19 protein-coding genes, 1 tRNA gene, 2 pseudogenes and 1 riboswitch are annotated in these 20,033 nt (G+C 47.9%); of the genes and pseudogenes, 9 read left to right on the top strand and 13 right to left on the bottom strand.

Features of this window, described 5'->3' with window-relative positions; genetic code table 11:
- Nucleotides 1–83: 83 nt before the first annotated feature.
- The 4 genes from EL216_RS09560 to EL216_RS09575 all read left to right on the top strand — a co-directional run bounded on the left by EL216_RS09560 (nucleotide 84) and on the right by EL216_RS09575 (nucleotide 2,424).
- Entirely contained in the window at nucleotides 84–470 is a 387-nt protein-coding gene (locus tag EL216_RS09560) for a hypothetical protein (RefSeq protein ID WP_085391038.1), read from the top strand.
- 95 nt (nucleotides 471–565) lie between these two features.
- Nucleotides 566–916, top strand: a complete 351-nt coding sequence (locus tag EL216_RS09565) for a hypothetical protein (protein ID WP_126300869.1) — start codon at nucleotides 566–568, stop codon at nucleotides 914–916.
- Nucleotides 917–954: 38 nt separating this feature from the next.
- Nucleotides 955–1,845: a hypothetical protein gene (locus EL216_RS09570; protein ID WP_085391036.1), complete on the top strand. Its 891-nt coding sequence runs from the start codon at nucleotides 955–957 to the stop codon at nucleotides 1,843–1,845.
- A 36-nt stretch (nucleotides 1,846–1,881) separates the two neighbouring features.
- Complete coding sequence (locus EL216_RS09575; RefSeq protein WP_085391035.1) at nucleotides 1,882–2,424, top strand: hypothetical protein; 543 nt, start codon at nucleotides 1,882–1,884, stop codon at nucleotides 2,422–2,424.
- Nucleotides 2,425–2,510: 86 nt separating this feature from the next.
- Here the strand turns inward: EL216_RS09575 and EL216_RS09580 are convergent, their stop codons facing one another.
- From EL216_RS09580 to EL216_RS09605, 6 genes are all read right to left on the bottom strand, one after another.
- On the bottom strand, nucleotides 2,511–3,002 hold the full coding sequence (locus EL216_RS09580) for a prolyl-tRNA synthetase associated domain-containing protein (protein WP_085391034.1): 492 nt from the start codon (nucleotides 3,000–3,002) through the stop codon (nucleotides 2,511–2,513).
- A gap of 170 nt (nucleotides 3,003–3,172) precedes the next feature.
- The gene (ilvC, locus tag EL216_RS09585; protein WP_085391033.1) at nucleotides 3,173–4,186 is read right to left on the bottom strand and encodes a ketol-acid reductoisomerase; all 1,014 of its coding nucleotides are present in this window, start codon (nucleotides 4,184–4,186) and stop codon (nucleotides 3,173–3,175) included.
- Between the two features lie 41 nt (nucleotides 4,187–4,227).
- Complete coding sequence (locus EL216_RS09590) at nucleotides 4,228–4,533, bottom strand: putative quinol monooxygenase (RefSeq protein ID WP_085391046.1); 306 nt, start codon at nucleotides 4,531–4,533, stop codon at nucleotides 4,228–4,230.
- Between the two features lie 72 nt (nucleotides 4,534–4,605).
- Nucleotides 4,606–5,097 (bottom strand): acetolactate synthase small subunit, encoded by a 492-nt coding sequence (gene ilvN, locus EL216_RS09595; protein ID WP_085391032.1) that lies wholly within the window; start codon nucleotides 5,095–5,097, stop codon nucleotides 4,606–4,608.
- Complete coding sequence (gene ilvB / locus EL216_RS09600) at nucleotides 5,097–6,875, bottom strand: biosynthetic-type acetolactate synthase large subunit (protein WP_085391031.1); 1,779 nt, start codon at nucleotides 6,873–6,875, stop codon at nucleotides 5,097–5,099. The genes ilvN and ilvB overlap by 1 nt, the downstream gene beginning before the upstream one ends.
- A 423-nt stretch (nucleotides 6,876–7,298) precedes the next feature.
- Nucleotides 7,299–7,374: transfer RNA gene (locus tag EL216_RS09605), tRNA-Arg, on the bottom strand.
- A 284-nt stretch (nucleotides 7,375–7,658) separates the two neighbouring features.
- On the opposite strand from EL216_RS09605, the pseudogene EL216_RS09610 reads away from it, so the two are divergent.
- From EL216_RS09610 to EL216_RS09615, 3 genes and pseudogenes are all read left to right on the top strand, one after another.
- Nucleotides 7,659–8,474 (top strand): annotated as a pseudogene (locus tag EL216_RS09610) (c-type cytochrome); the annotation flags it as partial.
- A 141-nt stretch (nucleotides 8,475–8,615) separates the two neighbouring features.
- Nucleotides 8,616–8,825, top strand: a pseudogene (locus EL216_RS11525) (c-type cytochrome); the annotation flags it as partial.
- Between the two features lie 532 nt (nucleotides 8,826–9,357).
- Nucleotides 9,358–11,145, top strand: a complete 1,788-nt coding sequence (locus EL216_RS09615) for a 2-isopropylmalate synthase (RefSeq protein WP_085391029.1) — start codon at nucleotides 9,358–9,360, stop codon at nucleotides 11,143–11,145.
- Nucleotides 11,146–11,214: 69 nt separating this feature from the next.
- On the opposite strand, the gene gcvH is transcribed toward EL216_RS09615, so the two are convergent.
- From gcvH to gcvT, 4 genes are all read right to left on the bottom strand, one after another.
- Nucleotides 11,215–11,598, bottom strand: coding sequence for a glycine cleavage system protein GcvH (gene gcvH / locus EL216_RS09620; RefSeq protein ID WP_085391028.1), 384 nt, complete (start codon nucleotides 11,596–11,598; stop codon nucleotides 11,215–11,217).
- A 141-nt stretch (nucleotides 11,599–11,739) separates the two neighbouring features.
- Entirely contained in the window at nucleotides 11,740–11,865 is a 126-nt protein-coding gene (locus tag EL216_RS11450; protein ID WP_004285715.1) for a hypothetical protein, read from the bottom strand.
- A gap of 228 nt (nucleotides 11,866–12,093) precedes the next feature.
- On the bottom strand, nucleotides 12,094–12,951 hold the full coding sequence (locus EL216_RS09625; RefSeq protein ID WP_064130704.1) for a hypothetical protein: 858 nt from the start codon (nucleotides 12,949–12,951) through the stop codon (nucleotides 12,094–12,096).
- A gap of 109 nt (nucleotides 12,952–13,060) precedes the next feature.
- Nucleotides 13,061–14,161, bottom strand: coding sequence for a glycine cleavage system aminomethyltransferase GcvT (gene gcvT, locus EL216_RS09630; RefSeq protein WP_085391027.1), 1,101 nt, complete (start codon nucleotides 14,159–14,161; stop codon nucleotides 13,061–13,063).
- Between the two features lie 178 nt (nucleotides 14,162–14,339).
- A riboswitch (glycine riboswitch) is annotated at nucleotides 14,340–14,446 on the bottom strand.
- A gap of 174 nt (nucleotides 14,447–14,620) precedes the next feature.
- Between gcvT and grxB the strand changes: the two genes are divergently transcribed.
- Complete coding sequence (gene grxB, locus EL216_RS09635; protein ID WP_085391026.1) at nucleotides 14,621–15,268, top strand: glutaredoxin 2; 648 nt, start codon at nucleotides 14,621–14,623, stop codon at nucleotides 15,266–15,268.
- 135 nt (nucleotides 15,269–15,403) lie between these two features.
- Here grxB and EL216_RS09640 read toward each other — a convergent pair whose 3' ends face one another.
- Both EL216_RS09640 and EL216_RS09645 read right to left on the bottom strand, forming a co-directional pair.
- Nucleotides 15,404–15,649 (bottom strand): hypothetical protein, encoded by a 246-nt coding sequence (locus EL216_RS09640; RefSeq protein ID WP_085391025.1) that lies wholly within the window; start codon nucleotides 15,647–15,649, stop codon nucleotides 15,404–15,406.
- 297 nt (nucleotides 15,650–15,946) lie between these two features.
- Nucleotides 15,947–17,710 (bottom strand): L-lactate permease, encoded by a 1,764-nt coding sequence (locus tag EL216_RS09645; protein WP_085391024.1) that lies wholly within the window; start codon nucleotides 17,708–17,710, stop codon nucleotides 15,947–15,949.
- Between the two features lie 401 nt (nucleotides 17,711–18,111).
- On the opposite strand from EL216_RS09645, the gene EL216_RS09650 reads away from it, so the two are divergent.
- The gene (locus tag EL216_RS09650) at nucleotides 18,112–18,894 is read left to right on the top strand and encodes a FadR/GntR family transcriptional regulator (protein ID WP_085391023.1); all 783 of its coding nucleotides are present in this window, start codon (nucleotides 18,112–18,114) and stop codon (nucleotides 18,892–18,894) included.
- Between the two features lie 85 nt (nucleotides 18,895–18,979).
- Here EL216_RS09650 and EL216_RS09655 read toward each other — a convergent pair whose 3' ends face one another.
- The gene (locus EL216_RS09655) at nucleotides 18,980–19,999 is read right to left on the bottom strand and encodes an FAD:protein FMN transferase (RefSeq protein ID WP_085391022.1); all 1,020 of its coding nucleotides are present in this window, start codon (nucleotides 19,997–19,999) and stop codon (nucleotides 18,980–18,982) included.
- Nucleotides 20,000–20,033: the final 34 nt, after the last annotated feature.

The raw sequence follows: 20,033 nt of genomic DNA on the forward strand, positions 1-20,033 counted from the left end.
AACTGACCGTTTAAAGCATGCAAAATAAACCGTTTGGCATGAATGGTCTGCTTATGAAAACTGTCTATTAAGGAATATATATCATGAAAAATAAATTTGTTTCTGCTGTTGTCGTATTGGCCGGTTTGGGTCTGAGTGCTTCTGCTTTTGCTGCAGGTTCATTTGCACAATCGGCATTGATTGAAGACCAAGCGCATCTGACTATTAGAGAAGGTGTTTTTAACGTCCAAGGTATTAACGTTTTAGATGCCGGTGGGAAAAGCCTTGACAATGTAGAACAAGCGGTAGTGGGTAAAACTCTGAATCTGCAATTGCAAGATGCAAATTACTCCGTTCAAGGTGCGAACGTGGTAAATGCAGCTACTAAAAACAGCAAAGTTGAGCAAGATGCCTTTTTTGATCGTGTAAGCCTGCACGTAAAAGGCGGTGGTTTCAACACTCAAGGTGTTAACGTAATCACTCTGCAATAAACACTAGCATGAGTTGATTTGAGTCGGCAGCAGCATTTATAGCTGTCTGCCGACTTGGTACATTTTAGTTTGCTAAAAAGAGAAGGGAGCATGAAATGACTCAAAAATCAAGTTGGTTGCTATGCACATTGTTGATTGGCGGAATTTCTTTACCTGCTTTGGCAGAACATCCGGGGGTGCCCAAAATTCCTACCTCCAGAAGCCCGACTACTCCGGCTATGATGATTCATGCGGCTCGGGTACGGCCTCAAGAAACCAAAACTGACGGCTATCATGTTACTGATTCTACCGGTAGATCTTTTTACATAGATAATATTGTCAAACCCAGATGTGCCTTTTATGCGAACCATGTGGACACTACGAATGTTCCCGGATATAAGGCAAATAAGATAAAAATTATAAGCAAAGCTTACATTGGAAAAGTGGATATTAAAGGCTGCCATTAACCGGTTTGGGTAAGCGACTTGATAGGAAATTAGGCACTATGAAGCTTTCTTTTTTGAAAATGTTCAGTTTGGCTTTGCTGGCTACCGGTTGTTCTTCGCAATCGATAGATTTTGTTTCTACTCGAGCTACTCCAAACTATACACAATCTTCATTGGATAAATCTTTGGATTGTGCGGGTAAATTACTGAGTGAGTTTTCTCCTAAAACCCCTCGGGTATCGCTGTTTATCATTTCCGGTATTACAGATGGCACTGTACGGCCGCAAGCATTGAGCAGCCCTTTGGCCGATTCGGGTGCGTTTCATTTGAGAACACGCATTCACGCATTGTTTCCTTCGACATTGGCAAAAATTGTTAAGGAAGAACCGATTATTTTTCAGGCGGTTAATGGGCCGATAGGGATCAATGCATTTGGTTTGGTTAATACCGATTATTTGAAAGCGTATCAACAAGGGAATTTGGCTTCGATGAATTTCGGCCGCACTCATGCGGGGCTTCCTCCTGCTTCTTATTTGCAACTGATACCGATTGAAGGTGCTTTTACCCGCAATGATCATGAAGATTTTTTCAGTAGAGGACGAGGAGCGAATGCTTCGCAAAGTAAAGCCCGCGTGAACGGTAATTTGGATTACGGGATTAGTAATTCATCGAAAATCATCAGTTTTGCCGTGAATGTAACCGATCCTTCAACCAATACCATCGCTTATGCCACTTCTTTTGATTTAAAATATTCCGCAACCCGAAAAGAGTTTAGTTTGCAACTTTCCGGTACGGAACCCGGAATAGGGTATTCTTTCTCTTCAGGACAAATCGAAAGCGTGCAAAGTGCACAGCAAGTATTATTGGATGCCGCCAGTTTGTGGGTGGCTGATTTGGCTTATCCGGAATTGCAATTGCAGAAAAAATGCTACCGCAGTCAAATTTCCTAACCCGTCCTTGAAATTGGCATAGGAAAGGATTTTTCGATGATTTTCGGTTTTATCAATTCCCAAAAGCACCGTTGTTTGGGCATCTGTTTATCGGTAGCCGCCCTGACCGCTTGTGCACACATAGATGAACAGCCAGCTGCCGCAGCCGTTCAGTCCGGTAAGCAAGAGGCTGCCAACCAATTCGGCAAGGAACTTAAAGTTACACCGTCTTCAGCCCGTCCGGAACGGCATTATTCCGTTAAAAAAATGTCGCATCAGGCCAAGCAGATCGCCTCAGAATCCGGCCGTGGTAGTCCTTCAAGGGTGGCCAGCTCGGTAACGCCGGTTGTCAGTTCAGAAAAAGTGGCTGCATCAGCGCGGCAGTATGAAGCCAAAATTCGTCAGAACCCTCCCGTTAAAGATGTGGAAGATCTTGATGAAACAGAGCGTGAGGAATTACTGAAAAAAACTCTGCCGATGATAGGTCAATACGGTAATCTCGACTCCACCGGCTTGGGTACTCATCCCCGGGTAGAGGGGGAAGTTTATCAATCCAACAGACGGTTGATTTACCATATAGAATATTTGGAAGAGGAATAGCCTGTACCTGTGTTTAGCCAGGTTGATCGGCAGAAGCTGCTTAAAGGTAGGGGCCGTCTGAAAACACTGTTTCAGACGGCTTCTTTTTATAAATCGATGATTTGATAGTCGTAAGAAAGATGATTTAAGAATCGATACACGTCTTCCATTTTGATAAACACGGTATTGGTGTTTTCGTTTCCATGAAAAGTTATCCGTTCTTGAGACAGTATTTCTTTGTCGAGATACACGTTAATGTCATGATCTTTATTGTTCAACAGGCCGAATAGCGATACCACGCCCGGCTCCAGCCCCATTTTTTCCTTTAACCGTTCGGCCGAACCAAAACTCAGTCTGTTTTCTTGCAGCAAGTCTGTTAGCTTTTCCATATCCAAACGCTTGGCATCATCTGTAACCACTAAATAAAAGGCCGTTTTCTTGCGATTGGTTAAAAATAAAGTCTTGGTTCGGACCCCTTCTTTGCCTTCTATGAAACGGTCGGCTTCTTCGGTTGTTAAGGCCGGCGGATGTTGTGCGACATCATAATCAATGCCCATTTCTTTGAGCGATTTGAAAACATGATCAGATAAAGCACCCATAAATCCTCCTCGTATATTTCTTTCTATGCTTGTTCGACCTTTACACGTTCGGGCCGATATAAAAAACCGGATAAATATACGGTACATTGCAATACAACAGCACAAATCGCGCTGTATAAAGCAACCCCGTAAATATTATCCGGCTATTTTTAGCAGAGATTTCTTGCTGATCAGTTTTTATCCAGATCAACCAATTTGTTTTTGGAAATCCACGGCATCATACTGCGTAATTGTGCGCCGACTTTTTCGATTTGATGATCGGCATTCAAGCGGCGGCGGGCAGTCATGCTGGCGTAGTTGGTTGCACCTTCCTGAATAAACATTTTTGCATATTCGCCCGACTGAATGCGGTACAAGGCTTTTTTCATGGCCTCTTTGGTTGCGGGTGTAATCACTTCGGGGCCGGTAACGTATTCGCCGTATTCGGCGTTGTTGGAAATTGAGTAGTTCATGTTGGCGATACCGCCTTCATACATCAAATCCACAATCAGTTTTAATTCGTGCAGGCACTCGAAGTAAGCCATTTCAGGTGCATAGCCCGCTTCTACCAATGTTTCAAAACCGCATTTCACCAGTTCTACCGCACCGCCGCACAATACGGCTTGCTCGCCGAACAGGTCGGTTTCGGTTTCTTCGCGGAAGTTGGTTTCAATTACACCGCCTTTGGTGCCGCCGTTGGCTGCCGCGTAAGACAGGGCAATATCGCGGGCTTTGCCGGATTGATTTTGATAAACGGCAATCAGAGTAGGCACGCCGCCGCCTTTCAAATATTCGCTGCGCACAGTGTGGCCGGGGCCTTTGGGAGCAACCATAATCACGTCTAAATCGGCACGCGGCACGATTTGGTTGTAGTGGACGTTGAAACCGTGGGCAAATGCCAAAACTGCGCCTTCTTTTAAGTTCGGTTCGATTTCGTTTTTATACACAACCGGCTGGTTTTCATCCGGCAGTAGAATCATCACCACATCGGCAGCTTTGGTGGCATCGGCAACACTGCGTACGTCATGGCCGGCTGCTTCGGCTTTCTTCCATGATCCTCCCTGACGCAAACCAATGACTACTTTTACACCGGAATCTTTCAGGTTAGCGGCGTGAGCATGACCTTGGGAGCCGTAGCCGATGATGGCCACGGTTTTGCCTTTGATTAAGGATAGGTCGGCATCTTTATCGTAAAAAACTTGCATATTTGTTTCCTTTGTCTAATAAATCTTTGAATTAAAGGGTTTTATTGGATTGAATTATCGGAGATGTCGTGCATTTGTATGATTTCTAAGCTTTCGGTTTTGCCTTCGATGGCTTTGAGGAAGTCTTGAAAATGTACGGTGGTAGCATGTGCATCAACTGCGGCTTGCGATCGCCAGATTTCGAAAAATACCACGCGATCCGGGTTTTCAATATCTTGATGAAGGTCATAGCGCAAATTGCCTGCTTCTTGCCGGCTAGCCGATACCAATCGTTGGAATACGTCGAACAATTCTTGGCCATATTCCGGTTTGATAACAATGGCAGCGACAATTTTTACGGGTTGCATAATCATGCTCCTATTTGTTTTCAGACGGCCTGTTGTGCTTTGTATGTGTTGCAGGCCGTCTGAAATGTCCGATCAGATTTTCAGTATACGTTCCCCCCGACCGATGCCTGCCGCACCGGTGCGCACGGTTTCGAGAATTTGGGCCCTACCTACGGTTTCCAAGAAGGAGTCCAGTTTGTCGGAAGAACCTGTAACTTCAATGGTGTAACTTTTATCGGTAACGTCAACAACATGGCCGCGGTAAATTTCAGTTAGGCGTAGAAACTCATCACGGTCTTTACCGATTGCACGTACTTTTACCAGCATCAATTCACGTTCGACAAACCGGCTTTCGTTCAAATCGACTACTTTTACCACTTCAACCAGTTTGTTGAGTTGCTTGGTAATTTGTTCCAATACGGTATCGTCGCCATGGGTAACGATGGTCATGCGTGAAAGGGTTTTGTCTTCGGTAGCGGCTACCGCTAGTGAGTCGATATTATAAGCACGTGCGGAGAAGAGACCGACAACGCGGCTCATTGCGCCTGATTCGTTTTCCATCAGGATAGATAATATGTGTCGCATTATGGCACGCTCCTTATATCGTAATCACGGTCTTTGACATCATTTACGTCGGAATCCATCGGTGTTTCGCGCATGTGCGGCGGCAGTACCATTTCGTCCAGACCTTTGCCGTTACCCACCATCGGGAATACGTTTTGCTTTTTGTCAGTAATGAAGTCCAAAAATACCAAACGGTCTTTTTGTTTGACGGCTTCACGTAACACGCCTTCCACGTCGGATTTTTTGTCGACACGGATGCCGATATGCCCGTAGGCTTCGGCCAATTTCACAAAATCGGGCAGCGAATCAAAATAAGTTTCCGATTCGCGGTTGCTGTAATACAGTTCCTGCCATTGCCGCACCATGCCCAAATAGCCGTTATTGAGGGTAACGATGTTGATCGGCAGTTTGTATTGAAAACAGGTGGAAAGCTCTTGGATATTCATTTGAATTGAGCCCTCGCCGGTAATACAAAATACATCTTGATCGGGTGCGGCGAGTTTGGCACCCATCGCATACGGCAAACCCACACCCATTGTGCCGAGGCCGCCTGAATTCAGCCATTGGCGCGGCCGCTCGAACGGATAATATTGGGCGGCAAACATTTGGTGCTGACCTACGTCTGAAGTGATGATGGCCGAGTTGTTGGTAACTTCGGCAAGTTTTTTAACGACGTATTGCGGTTTGATGAGTTCGTCTTCACATTCAAACCACAGGCAATTTCTGCTGCGCCAAGTTTCCAAAGTTTCCCACCACTTTTCCAATGTGGTTTGATTCAGCATTAATTCCTGTTTCTTCCACAGGCAAATCATTTCTGAGAGTACGTTTTTTACATCGCCGACAATCGGCACATCCACTTTTACTCGCTTGGCAATGCTTGAAGGGTCTACATCTACATGAATGATTTTTTTAGGTTTATCGAGGAATTTGGACGGCACGGAAATAACGCGGTCGTCAAAACGGGCACCGACGGCCAATACCACGTCGGCATTTTGCATAGCCAAGTTGGCTTCGTAAGTGCCATGCATGCCCAGCATGCCGAGATATTGGCGGTCGCTTGAGGGGTAGGCTCCCAAGCCCATTAATGTACCTGTGCATGGCATGCCTGTTAAACGCACCAAATCAACCAATTCTTGATGGGCATTGCCTAGTACCACGCCGCCGCCGAAATACACCAAAGGACGTTTGGCAGAGGCCAGTATCTGTATGGCTTTTTTAATTTGTCCGGTATGGCCTTGTGTAACCGGTTGGTAGGAACGGATGAAGATATTCTCCTGCGGATAGCTGAACTTTGCCATTGCCTGAGTAACATCTTTCGGAACGTCTACCACTACGGGACCGGGACGGCCGCTGGCGGCAATTTGAAATGCTTTTTTAATGGTAGATGCCAGTTCGTTGACATTGGTTACAAGGAAATTGTGTTTCACACAGGGGCGGGTGATGCCCACGGTATCGACTTCCTGAAAGGCATCGGTGCCGATAGCAGGCGTACCTACCTGACCGGTAATGATAACCATCGGAATGGAGTCCGAATACGCCGTAGCGATGCCGGTAATCGCATTGGTTGCACCTGGGCCGGATGTGACCAATGCCACGCCCACTTTACCGCTGGTACGGGAATAGGCATCGGCAGCATGTACGGCTGCTTGCTCGTGCCGTACCAAAATGTGTTTTAATTTATTGAATTGGAAAAGCGCGTCATAAATTTCCAGAACTGCGCCCCCCGGATAGCCGAAAACGTATTCCACACCTTCGGCCTTAAGACTTTGCACGAGTATTTGTGCTCCTGATAATTGCATGTCAACCTCTATTTCTGCGTGTAAACCAATAGGGGCAACCGGCCTCGCCACAGCACCTGTAATGCAATTCCTGCAAGCAGCGGTTTAGGGTACGCGCATCACAGGAAAACGACGACAACCAAGCAGCCCAATCAATTGGATTCAGACGCTTTATAGTTTATTTGAAGTGAAGAAATTGCAAGATAACCTAAACACGCTATGTCGGGCAAGACAAAAACTTTCATCTGTTAACATAAAAAATTCATAAATTACTTAATTATTGATTTTTATGAAAATAAAAATTTACTACGGTAAACTACAAAGTTTTCCGATATGATTAAGGCCGTCTGAAGATATATTTTCAGACGGCCTTAAAAAAACGATGCCGCATGTTGTTATCGCTTCATCAAAAAAAGCTGCATGCGGCCGTATCAGAATAATTTATGGCGCACCCAACAGGGATCGAACCTGTGACCTCCAGCTTCGGAAACTGACGCTCTTCCAACTGAGCTATGGGTGCGAAAAAATGTAAGATTAGCGTAAAATCGCAGAATTGGCAAAAACATTTGCAGTATACACATATCTAAAGTGGCTGTATAAACAATGCAGGGCTTTTCAGACGGCCGTTGCCTCGATGAATAAAACCGACAAACTTTTTTAGAAAAAGCCCAATCAGAAAGATTGGAAAGACACCGTGAATTCAGTATAATCCAGCAAATTTTGTTAATTGAAATTAACAAATCCAGACAAATGACAACTTAAAAATTTCGTCACAACCTACCAAAAAACGGCGAGGCCAACCACATGAATCAACTGAACAACAATAAAGCCCAAGGTTCTGCACTAACCACCCTTTTGGGCGGCATCGTTATCTTGCTTGCAGTATTGTTCTTTCTGGTGAAGCTAGCAACCAGCGGCTATTACAGCGATGTAGAAGAAAGCACCCAATCTGCCATTGAAACACGAATCACGCCAGTAGGCAAAGTTACCCAAGGTGACGGTGTTGCCGTTGGGCAGCGCGCGGGCGACAAAATCTTTGAAAAAATATGTATCCAGTGCCATGCAGCCGACAGCAACGTACCTAACGCACCCAGAATTACCAATAACAGCGATTGGGCTCCCCGTATTGCCCAAGGTTTCGAGGCAATGTTCAACAACGCATTGAACGGCTTTAATGCCATGCCGGCCAAAGGTGGGGCTGCCGATTTGACCGACGACGAATTGAAACGCGCCATTGCCCATATGGTTAACCAGTCCGGCGGAAAATTCGAAGCACCTGCCGTAGGGGGAGCTGCGGCCGCACCTGCTGCTGACAATGGATCGGAAAGCAGTCCGGCAGTATCCGCACCTGCGGCAGACGGCCAAAAAGTATTCGAGAGCGCATGTATGGCTTGTCATAATGCCAATTCAGCCATTCCTAATGTTCCGAGAATTACCAACAACGACGATTGGGCTCCCCGTATTAAGCAAGGTAAAGAAATCCTGTTTAAACATGCCATTGAAGGCTTTACCGGTAAAGAAGGCGGTGTTATGCCTCCTAAAGGCGGTAATCCGGGCTTGAGTGATGACGAAGTTAAAGCAGCCGTTATTTATATGGTGAACCAATCGGGCGGTAAATTCGAAGCGTCTGCCGGAGCGGCAGCAGCTGCACCCGCTGCCAAAAAAACAGCTAAACCCGAAAGCAGCCCGGCGGTATCCGAGGCAGAAGGTAAAAAAATATTCGAGAGCGTATGTATGGTTTGCCACAATGCTAATTCGCTAATTCCTAATGTTCCGAGAATTACCAACAATGCTGACTGGGCTCCCCGTATTAAGCAAGGCAAAGAAATTCTGTTTAAGCATGCCATCGAAGGCTTTACCGGCAAACAAGGCGGTGTTATGCCTCCTAAAGGCGGTAATTCGAGTTTGAGTGATGACGAAGTTAAAGCAGCCGTTACTTACATGGTGAACCAATCAGGCGGAAAAATTTAATTTCTCATCCATGTCGCAATAAATAAAGCACACCTTTTCGGTGTGCTTTATTTTTATGTACGCCCGACTAAATGCTTTAATTTGTATTTTTTTGGTCTGATTGCCAACGTGATGATTGACGTGAGAGAGCCTCATAGAGATATTTGTTGGAAATGGTATGGCAATTGGAGCTTTTTTGTCGTGATAACAAATTGGCGAAATCCGAAATTAGAGTAAGCAGCTTTATACGTTTTTTGTCAAAAAAATCAAACGGGATTTTGCAAAATTGTTATTTGAGTATTGTTTCATAGGTGCCGTGTTTGCTGCTTTGCTATCGGTATGAAATATTTATGGCTTTTTCCGTCGCTGCATGCTGGGGCGTATTTATATCTTCATGAGGCCGTCTGAAAATAATTTAGACAAAATGTATATTAAAATTTAATCTTCTAAAGATTTACTGAAGAAATTAAATAATTGTTGCCGTTTTGTCTGATTTGCGTATAATCAGGTTCATGCGAATCACTATCCAAATAAAATTAGACAAAGGTATATCATGCAATTAGACATTGACCGCTTAATCGCTTATTTCGGCGGCGTTAATGCGCTTGCCGAGGCGTTGAAACAGCACGATCCCGAACATGCGGCGAGTACGGCGGCTATTTATAAATGGCGTACGCGCGGGTCGTTGCCGCTCAATCAATTGCAGAAACTGACGGCATTGGCCGAAGCACAAGGCAGGCCGTTGGATCTGAACGCTTTTTTACAACAACAAATATCTCTGGAGAAACAGACCATGCCGCAAAACAACCGCGTGATTATTTTTGATACCACTTTGAGGGACGGCGAGCAGTCGCCTGGTGCAGCCATGGCGAAAGAAGAAAAAATCCGTATTGCCCGCCAGCTGGAGAAACTGGGCGTAGATGTTATTGAAGCAGGCTTTGCCGCGGCCAGCCCCGGTGATTTCGATGCGGTAAACAGCATTGCCAAAGCCTTGACAACCGCCACAGTGTGCTCATTGGCGCGTGCTACCGAGCGCGACATCCGTGCTGCGGGCGAAGCGGTGAAACCGGCGGCCAACCGCCGCATCCACACCTTTATCGCCACCAGTCCGCTGCATATGGAACACAAGCTGAAAATGAAGCCCAAGCAAGTATTGGAAGCGGCCGTAAAAGCAGTGAAGCTGGCGAAAGAATATACCGATGATGTGGAGTTCTCGTGCGAAGATGCGCTGCGCTCCGACGTGGGTTTTCTGGCTGAAGTGTGCGGTGCCGTAATTGAAGCGGGGGCGACCACGATTAATATTCCCGATACCGTCGGTTATTCCGTGCCGCATCGCACCGAAGTGTTTTTCCGCGAACTGATCGCCAAAACGCAAGGCAGCGACAAAGTAACGTGGTCGGCGCATTGCCATAACGATTTGGGTTTGGCAGTGGCCAACTCTTTGGCAGCCGTATTGGGCGGCGCGCGGCAGGTGGAATGCACCATCAACGGTTTGGGCGAGCGCGCGGGCAATGCCAGTTTGGAAGAAGTGGTGATGGCATTAAAAACCCGCCATGACGTATTCGGTTTGGAAACCGGTATCGACACAACGCAGATCGTGCCTACTTCCAAATTGGTTTCAACCGTTACCGGCTATCCCGTGCAGCCGAATAAGGCCATTGTGGGTGCAAATGCTTTTGCGCATGAATCGGGCATCCACCAAGACGGCGTGTTGAAACATCGCGAAACTTACGAAATCATGTCGGCCGAATCGGTGGGTTGGGCAGCCAACCGCCTGACCTTGGGCAAACTTTCCGGCCGCAATGCGTTCAAAACCAAACTATTGGATTTAGGCATCGATTTGGGCAGCGAAGAAGCATTGAATGCCGCTTTTGCCCGCTTTAAAGAATTGGCCGACAAAAAACGCGAGATTTTCGATGAAGACCTGCATGCGCTGGTGTCGGACGAAATGGTTAATCTCTCGCACGACCATTACAAATTCATATCGCAAAAAATCACCACCGAAACCGGCGAGCAGCCCGTTGCCGAAGTGGTATTCAGCGTGAGCGGCACCGAACACAGAGCCAGTGCGACCGGCTCCGGCCCCGTGGATGCGATTTTCAAAGCGATTGAAAGCGTAGCCAACAGCGGCGCGAGCTTGCAGATTTATTCCGTGAACGCCGTTACCGAAGGCACCGAAAGTCAAGGCGAAACTTCCGTGCGGTTGGCCCGCGGCGGGCGCGTGGTAAACGGGCAGGGTGCAGACACCGATGTGTTGGTGGCTACCGCCAAAGCCTATCTTTCGGCCTTGAGCAAGCTCGAATTCGGCGCAGAGAAAATCAAAGCGCAAGGCGATATTTGATTAACCGAACCCGATTGGAAGAGGCCGTCTGAAAGCAAAGCTTTCAGACGGCCTCTTTTCTATGATGGGTTAGCCGATTTCCGCAGCGTATTGTTCCGCAGTCAGCAAACCGTCCAAATCAGCAGCGTTGGCCGGTTTGATTTTGAAGAACCAGCCTGCACCGTAAGGCTCGCTGTTGGCCGTTTCGGGCGCATCTACCAAAGCATCGTTCACCGCCAAGATTTCGCCGGCAATCGGCGCGTACACATCGGAAGCCGCTTTTACCGATTCCACCACGCCGGCCTGCTCTTCCGCAGCCAGATTCGCACCCACTTCGGGCAGTTCCACAAATACGATGTCGCCCAACAACTCTTGCGCATGATGGGTAATGCCCACGGTTACGCTGCCGTCGGCTTCCAAACGCAGCCATTCGTGGCTGGGCACATATTTCAATTCAGCGGGGATATTGCTCATGGTTTGTTCTCCATAGGTTTCAAAATTAACACTGCCGTTATAGTCAATTAAATTGACTTTTAATACAAGGCAGCAAGCCGCAGACAGTACAGGTAGTACGGCAAGGCGCAGCAACGCCGTAGTAAAAGTTAAGTTGATTGACTATTTCTCGCATTGCTTGGTGGTTTCATTATAGCTGCCGCCTTGATCCAAGCAAGCGTCTTTCGCATCGCAGCCCGCTAAGGCCAGCGACGACAAAACAGCAGCTAAAAATAATATCTTACGCATAGTAATGAATCCTCTTGTGTTCGGCATGACGGTTCGCCGGTTTGAAAATGCCGTTTTATCTTTTTCAGACGGACTTCTTGGTTCGGAGGCCGTCTGAAAGTTTGGTATCAGTTAAACGACCCTTGCTTGCTCCGTGTAGGGTGTGCAGCCTAAGCCGCGTACGCGGTCTCAACCATTCCCGATCAACGCGTGCGTGCAGGTGGAACACACTACTTGCAACTTTGACTTCTACTCTTCTTCTATCTTCACATTCTGAATAAATTCAACCCCCAACAAGTTAACCAAAGGAATTAGCTCTTCAGGAAGATCCCCTCCTAAGGCAAGAACTGCTCGGGAATTTTGGGGCTCATTTTCAGCAATCAATACCGCATCAAGCACAGCACGATACTTTACACATTGAAATATGCCTCTTGTAATATCTGAAATAGCAGCTGTACTCGGTTTCACTTCTACTGCAACCCAAATTGATTTATTTCTAAACGAAACATCCAAAGAATCTCCAGATGGCAATCGGTATTCAATTTGTGTTTCTACTTTTGCATTTATTCCAAATAATTCAGGTCTATTAGCTATGTATTCTTTGAGTTTTTTGTGCTCCTCACCTTCACCAGTTCCCCTGAAATTAGCTGCTTCTGAAATAATTTTGCTGAAATCTTTTTGTGCCTCAGAAAGCCCTAAAGCTTCAAGAAGCTCATGCCACTTAGGGTAAATATAAATGCGTTGCAGTTCTGCCTGAACAATGTCTCTACGCCTTTTTAAAGACAGTTTAGAAAAGTCTTCATCTTTGATTAAAAAATCACCAATCCCCCCTCCTGGCAACCCTGTATGCTTATTGACTACTAAAGATTGTATTGGTGGAATTTCCTGTTCATTTTTTTCATTTAGACATTCAATAGTTTTTCCAATACAACCAAGTACATAATCTAAATTTCTTGGATTTGGCATTCCCATTTCCAAAGCCAAGTTAGAATATAAAATAGGCTCTTGCGACCCAGCCTGCCGAATTAAGATTGGCAAAGCTATTCTTGCCCGCTGTTGATAAAGTTTGTTACCCCAAATAGGATCTGCTTTTTGAGCTGCTGCCATAATTACTCTCTCTAAAAACTCATGTAGAAAATTTTAAAATTATTCAAGGTAAAAAACGTAATAAGTTGATTAGTAAACAATCTAAACTTATTACGTTTTAATTTAATAATCAATCAAACTGCTTCTGCCCATTCCGAACAAACGGCAGTTTCAACACGCGCACATCCACTTCCTTACCGCGAATCACCACTTTGGCCGCGTCGCCTTCAAACGTTTTGGGCACGCGGGCGATGGCGATGGATTGTTTCAGGCTGGGGGAAAACACGCCGCTGGTGGTGATGCCTTTGCCTTGTTCGGTAACGACTTCCATGCCTTCGCGCAATACGCCGCCTTTGGCCAGCAGCAGGCCTACTTGTTTCACATCCACGCCTTTTTCTTTGAGGGCGACGAGGGCGGTTTTGCCGATAAAGTCGCGGTTTTCGTCTTTCAAATCCACCGTCCAGCCCATGCCGGCTTGCAGGGGGCTGGTTTCGTCGTTCATGTCGTGGCCGTAGAGGTTCATGCCGGCTTCCATGCGCAGGGTGTCGCGTGCGCCGAGGCCGCAGGGTTGTACGCCGGCTTCGCGCAGGGCGGTGAAGAAGGTGGTGGCTTCGGTGCCGGGCAGAATCACTTCTACGCCGTCTTCGCCGGTGTAGCCGGTGCGGGCGACAAACCAGTCGTTGCCTAAATCTGCGCCTTGGAAGGGCTTGAGTGCGTTCACGGTTTCGGCCCATTCGGGTTTGACGGCAAGCAGTTTTTCAATGGCTTTGGGGCCTTGCACGGCGAGCATGGCGAGGTCGTAGCGGGGGATGATTTCGACACCGAACGCTTTGCCGACTTTGGCAAATTGTGCCAAGTCTTTTTCGCGGGTGGCGGCGTTGGATACGATGCGGTATTGGGTTTCGGCTTCGTTGGTGCGGTAAACGATAAGGTCGTCCATCACGCCGCCGTTGTCGTTGAGCATGGCGGAATAGAGGGCTTTGCCGACGAACGAAAGTTTGGCTACGTCGTTGGCGAGCAGTTTTTGCAGCCATGGTTTGGCTTGGCTACCTTTGATGTCGGAAACGAGCATGTGGGATACGTCGAACATGCCTGCGTCGGTACGCACGGCTTCGTGTTCTTGGATTTGCGAGCCGTAGTTGACGGGCAGCTCCCAGCCGGCAAAATCAACAAGTTTGCCGCCTGCGTCTTTATGGGCTTGGTTGAACGGGGTGGTTTTGAGGGTAGTCATTGCTCTGGTTCTCCATAGGTTAAGGGCTGCGATGCTTTTCACGCGCCCCTATCTGTCCTTGAACCTGAGATTTTCGGCAACAGGCCGTCTGAATCGAATGCCTGTGTGTTCGCCCGAATGTTTTCAGACGGCCTTCTCCCCTTCGGTGGGCGCAGCCGCGCCGCTCTCCAGATGATTGTGATGAAATGCAGTCCTTTTGCCTGAGCGATTTAAGGGTGTCTGCGCCTTCGGCGGCTTGCCGTACAGTTGATGTAGTACGGTGTAGCACTCTCCTGCATCGGTTTGATTATGGCGGGAATCGGCTGTTCGGGCAAGCGGTAGTTCGGCTTGTTCGCCGGCACGGTTGGCCTGCGGTATTGTGCAAATACCGCAGGCCGTCTGAAAAAGTTGTTTCAGACGGCCTGTGGTGCTAAGGTTCGGTCATATCTTTATTTGGAAACGATGATTCGGAGAGCTATGATGAAACTCTATACTTACGACCATTGCCCTTTCTGCATACGTGCGCGCATGATTTTCGGTTTGCGCGGCATACCGTTTGAAGAAGTGGTTTTGTTGAACGACGACGAAGATACGCCCATCGGCATGATAGGTGCCAAACAGGTGCCGATTCTGCAAAAGCCCGACGGTTCGTATATGGGGGAAAGTTTGGATATTGTGCGTTTTGTCGACGGGATGGCCGGAGAGGGCCGTCTGAAAGAAGAAATCCGCCCCGAAATACAGGCTTGGTTGGATAAAGTGGGCGAATACGTCAATAAGCTGATCCAACCGCGCGATGTGCTTATCGGCCTGCCGGAGTTTGCTACGCAAGCGTCGATTGATTATTTCGTCCGCAAAAAAGAGCAGAATATCGGTAATTTTGAAACCAACCTGTCTAACACGCAACAATACCTCGACAATCTATATACAGATTTGGCCGAACTCGAACCGTTGATAAAAGAATCTAACGGTTTAAACGGCGAATGGGGAATGGAAGATATTTTGGTGTTTCCCATTCTGCGTAATTTAACCATCGTGCGCGGCCTGCAACTGCCGCCGAAGATACAGGCTTATGTTGCTGAAATGAGCGGGCTTTGCAAAGTACCGCTTTATACGGATAAAGCAGTTTAATACCGTATTGTTGCCTGAAGCCGAGTTACTTTGCGGCCTTCGAAGCAGAGGCCGTCTGAAAACAGTTGTTCAGACGGCCTCTGTAAAATGCAAAACGGCTGCCAGAGCAAAGCAGCCGTTTTCTCCTCAATCGGATTACTTGGTAGGAGCGGGAACCGCGGGAGCGGCAGCGCCGGCATCGGCTGCCGGACGCTCAAAACCTTTATCTTTCATGCAAGCGTCGAAAGCGGCACGGTCTTGAGTACCGCCAAGGGTTTGTTGGCACTCTTGCATAGCTTGTTCAACAGTTAAATTAGCTTCGGGAGCTTTTTCAGTTTTGCTGCTTGAGCAAGCAGACAACATCAAACCAGCGAAAGCAGCAGCAATTAGTACTTTTTTCATGAAACGAATCCTTTCTTCGATTGATTGACGGATACCCAACAAACAGGGCAGCCGTAACCGGCATTAAAGCCGAACAGATGCAGGGTAAGCTGCATTGTGTAGTGAGAGTAATCTCGTTTTATTTAGTTTCTAAAATTTCGCAAGATAATGCCAAAATTGATGTTTTAAATAGAATTTATGTTAATTTAAATGCTAATAACATGAATACATTAGCATGTTGGTGTTTCGTTAGTCAAAAAAAACGCCCGCTCATCGAAATCCGGCGGACGTTTTTTTCAAGCTCGGTAACAAGAGCCGTTACTGCTTTTTACCGGTCAGCGACATTACCGTGAAAAACAACAAAGGCAACGCTACGGCGGCAATCCACCAACCGGTGTTTCCGGTAATCAGTGCCTGGCCTATCAAACCGGCCTGCAACACATAGTAAAACATCGGAATCAACGTTTGACGGATTACCTCGCCTTCACGGTTCAATAAACCCACAACTGCGGCGGCGGCCACCACATTATGCACGGAAATCATATTGCCTGCGGCTCCGCCGATCGCCTGTAAAGCCACTACCACGGAAGACAGATCGGTATTCAGCCCGATTTGCTGCGCGGTAGAGAATTGGAAGTAAGAGAACATCATGTTACTGATAGTGTTCGAACCTGCGATAAATGCCCCGAGCGCGCCGATCCACGGAGAAATATTCGGCCATATGCCGCTAAACCAAGCGGCGGCACTTTGAGCCAACACCATCGGCATAGCGGGTAATGCATCCGCGGCGGTCATATCTCCTGATTGCGAATTAATAAACACTTGTACCATAGGTACAGCCAAGAACAACGCCGGTGCCGCAGCAATCAAAGTTTTACCGGCATCGCCCCAGCCGCGTTGGAAGCGTTTGATGTCCATTTTAAAAATGAAGATACACATAATCGCCACCAGAATCAGAATCGTGCCGGGCGAGTAACCGAACTGTACTTTGCTGGTAATCGACGTACCGAATAAATTGGCCAGTTTGATGGTAGTCAGATCGCCGGTGAGGAACGCCTTCAATTCAGGAATCACACGGGTTAGAATCAACAGGAAGATAACGATGAAGTATGGTGAAAACGCACGGAATACCGAGAAAGAAGGCGTATCGTCGTCGTCATGGCGTTTGCCGTCGATTGAACCTGCCCAACTGTTTTCCCAACGCTCGCGCGGCGGGAAGTCGAAGGTTTCTTTAGGAACAAACCAGCCGCGCTTGGCCGCAGGCACCACCAGCAGCAAGCCGAAGAAACCGCCCACCAGAGAAGGGAATTCCGGCCCCATATAGCGGGCAACCAGATAGTAGGGCACGGTAAAGGCGATGCCGGCGAACAGCGCGAATTTCCATGCTTTCAAACCTTCGGCAAACGAGCGTTTTTCACCGTAGAAACGGGTCAGCATGCCGCACAGAATCAGCGGAATCAAAAAGCCGACCAAGGCATGCAGCAAACCTACGTTGCCGGTAATCTGTAACAGATATTGTTCGACGGTTTGAGGGGTAACGGCGGTTGTAATGTCTTCTTTATTGCTGATGCCCGACCATACACCCACCAACAAAGGCGTACCGACGGCTCCGAACGATACGGGAGCCGATTGGATAATCAGAATCGCCATCACCGAAGCCATCGCCGGGAAACCCAAGGCCAGCAGCAACGGTGCGCCGACGGCAGAAGGCGTGCCGAAGCCGGAGGAACCTTCAACCAATGAACCGAACAGCCATGCCACAATGATCATCTGCACGCGCCGGTCGGGAGAGATGCCCATAAACCCTTCGCGGATAGAATGAATCGCACCGCTTTCTTTAAGCGTGTTTAACATCAAAATCGCGCCGAACACGATATAAAGAATGGTTAACGCAACCACCACACCGTTGAACGTGGCGGCGGCAACCACATTGAAAGATGCTTTCCAAACAAATACAGCCAGCAGCGCGGTAACCACATAAGCTGCCGCCATTGAGATTTTGGCCGACAACCGGAATACCACCAATAGCAAAAATACGGTGATAATTGGTGCCAATGCCAATAACGTGTTGAGAATACTCATAATCCTCTCCGATATGAAGTGTCGTTATTGTTTCGATAATTTTGCCGTTTTCCGGATTGTATAAATCGGAAAACAAATTGGAAAATTGGTATAACCAATTTTTCCAAGCGCATTTTACTTTACGAAAAGTTACATTGACGGTCAAGGGCTTGGAAAAGACAAAATGCGCCCTTTTTACTGATTTTAGTGGTATAAAAATTTAATAATATGATTTTTATAGTAAAATTTTTTAATATCAATAAAAAATCAAAAAAATAAAATGCTTGTTTTTTTCGTAAAAAGTACAAAAAAGTAGTGTGATGTAATTTTTTAAGTGTTTTATAATGCGTGTTTAAAGAGAAATTGGTAAACTCTTTATACCAAAGTAAACTTCTTTTTTCAGACGGCCTGAGATATTTTTAATGAATGCCAATATTTTGATTAAACCGCAAAAACTCAGTGAACAAATCCTCAGTATTTTAGAAGAGCGCATCGTATCGGGAGAGTATCCTGTCAGAAGCAAACTCCCGCCCGAACGTAAATTGGCGGAAGAGTTCGGCGTGTCCCGGCCTTCCGTACGTGCGGCATTGAAAATGTTGGTGGCGCGCAATATGCTCGAAGCCCGGCAGGGCGACGGGTATTATGTTTCCGCCAAGCCGCAGCAGGATTTTCTGCACGATTGGCAAAACCTGCTCGGTAGCCATCCCGATTGGGAAGCGGATGTTTTCGACTTCTGCCGTAATATTGAAGGCTGTATGGCGGCACTTGCGGCCGAACGCCGTATCGAAGCGGATTTGAAACGCATTGAGTTCTGGCTGGAAAAATTCGAGCAGGCATATCGGGATAAAAACCGCGAACACCAGGCCGAAGCCGACTTTAGTTTCCACCAAGCCATCGCCCAAGCCGCGCACAATATCCTGTTTACCCATTTGTCGGGCAGCCTGCTCAATATGCTTTACCGTTCCACCCGCAGCCATATCATGCATACGGCTCAAATCGACGATCCATGTCCCACCCTTATCAAACAGCACCGCACCCTCTATGAAGCAATTAAAAACAAACAGCCGCACGAAGCAGCACGGGCTGCCGAAGGGCATTTGAGTTACGTGGCGGACAGTTTGAGGCAAGACCGCAAATATCAAAGCCTCAGCGAACACGCCGATACTTTGGCGCAAAACGACTTGCAACGTGCGGCCAAATGGTAAGGCCGTCTGAAAACCTTTAAACGGTTTTCAGACGGCCCGCTGTATCGCTTTGGATGTTTACAGAAGGCCGTCTGAAATCCACTTCTTATAATTTCTCCAACATTCCTTTTCTTTCCACCAGCCATATCCCCAAACCGGTTGTTTGTTCGGCTGCAGCTTGAATGTTTTTGCGGCTGCTCACGGAGAAAGCGGTGGACAACGCATCGGCAACGGCAGCGGTTTCGGCCGTAACGCTCACGCTGTGGTAGCGCGGCGTGCTGCTGCCGGTATGCGGGTCGAACAGGTGGGTGAACCTGCCTGCCTCATCCATATAAGTGCCGTAACCGCCCGAAGTGGCGAGAGCCTGATTTTGCAATGGCACATTCATTAACACGGCGGTTTCGTCGTCGGGATTGCGTATGCCCGCCCGCCATGTGCGGCTGCGGGTTTGATCCAAGCCGCGGATTTCCCCCAAATCCACCAAAGCCTGCTCCAAACCGGCATGGTGGAACATATCGGTAATGCGGTCGGTGATGTAGCCTTGTGCAATGCCGTTGAACGACAGCGCCATGCCGGGTTTGGCGAAAGAGACGGAGCGGCTGTCGAACGAAACGGCATCAAAATCCACCAATGCCAAAGTTTTTTGCAAGGCCGTTTGAGCAGGTGCGGTTCGGCTGTGCGGATGGAGGGCGAAGTGTTCGGCATACAGGTTCCACAAGGGCTGTACGGCGGGATTGAACGCGCCCTGCGTCAGCCTATGCATGTTGCGGCTTTGGCTCAATAAGGCGAGCAAATCAGCCGGCGGGCGGTTCAGACGGCCTGTTTGGTTGAGCAGGCTTAATGCGCTGTCATCACGGTAGAGACTGAAGATTTTTTCCAGCCGCTTGATTTCGGCTACGGCTTTCCCGATCAGGGTTTCGGCGAAGCGCCGGTCGGGATGGTACAGGCGCATTTCCGCATCCGCCCCAAGCGCGATGCCCCGCCAAACGGTCGGTTCGGGCACGGCTTCTGCTGTTTGAAGCGGAATGTTACCGTTGCGGCCGTGCCGGATAAACGGTACCGAGGCCAGCCCGACCACGGCAGCGGTAATGCCGATGAAACGGCGGCGGGTTAATCGGGTATTCATGGTCATGCTCCGTTATCAAGGAAAGCGGCTTTTC

It is taken from the genome of Neisseria animaloris, assembly GCF_900637855.1.
Taxonomy (GTDB): Bacteria; Pseudomonadota; Gammaproteobacteria; order Burkholderiales; family Neisseriaceae; genus Neisseria; species Neisseria animaloris.

Bases quoted from the DNA above. Each gene is read 5' to 3' on its own strand.
- EL216_RS09560 (WP_085391038.1), top strand. From the start codon at position 84: ATGAAAAATAAATTTGTTTCTGCTGTTGTCGTATTGGCCGGTTTGGGT.
- EL216_RS09565 (WP_126300869.1), top strand. From the start codon at position 566: ATGACTCAAAAATCAAGTTGGTTGCTATGCACATTGTTGATTGGCGGA.
- EL216_RS09570 (WP_085391036.1), top strand. From the start codon at position 955: ATGAAGCTTTCTTTTTTGAAAATGTTCAGTTTGGCTTTGCTGGCTACC.
- EL216_RS09575 (WP_085391035.1), top strand. From the start codon at position 1,882: ATGATTTTCGGTTTTATCAATTCCCAAAAGCACCGTTGTTTGGGCATC.
- EL216_RS09580 (WP_085391034.1), bottom strand. From the start codon at position 3,002: ATGGGTGCTTTATCTGATCATGTTTTCAAATCGCTCAAAGAAATGGGC.
- ilvC (WP_085391033.1), bottom strand. From the start codon at position 4,186: ATGCAAGTTTTTTACGATAAAGATGCCGACCTATCCTTAATCAAAGGC.
- EL216_RS09590 (WP_085391046.1), bottom strand. From the start codon at position 4,533: ATGCAACCCGTAAAAATTGTCGCTGCCATTGTTATCAAACCGGAATAT.
- ilvN (WP_085391032.1), bottom strand. From the start codon at position 5,097: ATGCGACACATATTATCTATCCTGATGGAAAACGAATCAGGCGCAATG.
- ilvB (WP_085391031.1), bottom strand. From the start codon at position 6,875: ATGCAATTATCAGGAGCACAAATACTCGTGCAAAGTCTTAAGGCCGAA.
- EL216_RS09615 (WP_085391029.1), top strand. From the start codon at position 9,358: ATGCAATTAGACATTGACCGCTTAATCGCTTATTTCGGCGGCGTTAAT.
- gcvH (WP_085391028.1), bottom strand. From the start codon at position 11,598: ATGAGCAATATCCCCGCTGAATTGAAATATGTGCCCAGCCACGAATGG.
- EL216_RS11450 (WP_004285715.1), bottom strand. From the start codon at position 11,865: ATGCGTAAGATATTATTTTTAGCTGCTGTTTTGTCGTCGCTGGCCTTA.
- EL216_RS09625 (WP_064130704.1), bottom strand. From the start codon at position 12,951: ATGGCAGCAGCTCAAAAAGCAGATCCTATTTGGGGTAACAAACTTTAT.
- gcvT (WP_085391027.1), bottom strand. From the start codon at position 14,161: ATGACTACCCTCAAAACCACCCCGTTCAACCAAGCCCATAAAGACGCA.
- grxB (WP_085391026.1), top strand. From the start codon at position 14,621: ATGAAACTCTATACTTACGACCATTGCCCTTTCTGCATACGTGCGCGC.
- EL216_RS09640 (WP_085391025.1), bottom strand. From the start codon at position 15,649: ATGAAAAAAGTACTAATTGCTGCTGCTTTCGCTGGTTTGATGTTGTCT.
- EL216_RS09645 (WP_085391024.1), bottom strand. From the start codon at position 17,710: ATGAGTATTCTCAACACGTTATTGGCATTGGCACCAATTATCACCGTA.
- EL216_RS09650 (WP_085391023.1), top strand. From the start codon at position 18,112: ATGAATGCCAATATTTTGATTAAACCGCAAAAACTCAGTGAACAAATC.
- EL216_RS09655 (WP_085391022.1), bottom strand. From the start codon at position 19,999: ATGAATACCCGATTAACCCGCCGCCGTTTCATCGGCATTACCGCTGCC.